The 482-nt window shown below is 67.0% G+C and carries 1 protein-coding gene; it reads left to right on the top strand.

Annotation, left to right across the window (positions count from 1 at the left end):
- The coding region (locus tag OK409_RS22445; RefSeq protein WP_264367564.1) for a contractile injection system protein, VgrG/Pvc8 family at positions 1-482 on the top strand (482 nt) is incomplete at both ends.

The following is a 482-nucleotide window of genomic DNA, read 5'->3' as shown; positions in this document are numbered from 1 at the left end:
GAGGGTATCAGCCAGTGGTCGCTGGCGGAGAGCGTGACGCCGGGCATCTACAGCACCGACGACTACGACTTCCGCAAGCCGAACGCCTGGATGCTGCAGGCCCGCCAGAACCCGGCGTCGCCGGTGCCGGGCTCGGTGGACGTTTACGACTGGCCGGGCCATTTTGTCGACCACAGCCACGGCGAGTCCTACGCGCGCATCCGTCAGGAGGTGTGGCAGGCCGAGCACCACAGCGTCAGCGGGTCGGGCACGGCCACCGGCATCGCGCCGGGCTTTACCTTCTCGATCATCAACGCGCCGCACTTCAGCGACAACGGCGAGTATCTGGTGACCTCGGCGACCTATGACTTCGCCGAGAACGCCTACGCCAGCGGTGACACCGGCGACAGCCGTCACAACATCCACTTCACGGTGCTGCCGTCGTCAGTGACCTACCGCACGCCGCCGGAAACGGCGTGGCCGAAAACGCACGGCCCGCAGAC

It is taken from the genome of Pantoea sp. RG18, from assembly GCF_025910075.1.
In the GTDB taxonomy this organism is placed as follows: domain Bacteria; phylum Pseudomonadota; class Gammaproteobacteria; order Enterobacterales; family Enterobacteriaceae; genus Pantoea; species Pantoea agglomerans.
This window is presented reverse-complemented; position numbering and strand designations above follow the sequence as displayed.